General features: G+C 54.9%; 1 protein-coding gene. It reads left to right on the top strand.

What is annotated here, in order from left to right; translation table 11 throughout:
• Nucleotides 1-195 precede the first annotated feature (195 nt).
• Nucleotides 196-1,035 (top strand): hypothetical protein (locus tag ABD323_RS41600; RefSeq protein WP_344447282.1); only part of this gene is annotated, 840 nt, incomplete at its 3' end.

Genomic DNA, 1,035 nt, shown 5'->3' on the forward strand with positions numbered 1-1,035 from the left:
CGACATGGACCTAAGCTTGATCGACCGCTCGACGAACTATGGAACCTTTGCTGAAGCTCAGACTGCGGACCAAGGCTCCGCAGAGTCCGGCTGACAGGACGACCGCTTTCCTTGATTATTGTGCAGCAGAGCATACGCAGACCTTCTAATACGAGTTGGTGAATACTGGTGAGCGGGCACTTTATCAGGCAGTTCATGTGGGGCTATCAGTCGCATTTTCGAATCTCGACCGAAGTCGCGATGCAGTCAGCGCTGGAGGCTATCGGTTTTGCTGGCGACCCCAAGGTCATCTTGGTTGGCTTTCAGGTTTCCGGCGAGCATGAGTTCAGCATCTGCATCGAGCCCGAAGATGGCCTGTACTCTCCGGCTGACTTAGAAGGTGTACGCGAACGAGAGGCAGAGCTCTATGCGGGCCACTCAGATCGACGTATGCATTACAGCGATGCGCGATCTCATAATCTGCGTCACCAGGAGCTGCGCGACAGGATGCGAGCCAAAGCGCTTGAAGAGGCGTTTTCGACAATTCCGACTGAGGGCGGAAGGAGTATCTTTTCCGGTGGATCGATCCGGGTCGGAGACTACGATGTGCACATTGTCGTCAGTGTCGACGGGGGCACCCTTGATCGGGTACCGAAGATTTTCACGGAAGAGCGTGACAGGTTCGCAATTCAACGGTCCTTGGTGCATGCGGTCATCAATGAAGTGATCAGACGTGCCACACGCTCGCTACATCTCCCAGATGCCGGTTCAGGATTGCTGGTAACGGGAGCCAGTACCGATGAGATTGTCCGTAGTGCGACTGAAGCTCTGCTTCGATCGGCTATGAATTGTGCGGGATTCTGGTTTGGCAGTGAAAACCATCTGCTGATGAGCAGCATTTCAGCCCTACCCTACGAGGGGCGTTCTGGATCTGGCCGCCTTATTATTGCAGAGAGAAGTCATCCTGCTATTGAGGTCCTGCTCAATTTTCGGCGGCCAGTGAAGATGCGCAACGTGCCAGCGGTGAGAAAGCTCTTGGAGGCGAGCGGCCCTGAA

It is taken from the genome of Kitasatospora nipponensis, assembly GCF_039528135.1.
GTDB lineage: Bacteria > Actinomycetota > Actinomycetes > Streptomycetales > Streptomycetaceae > Kitasatospora > Kitasatospora nipponensis.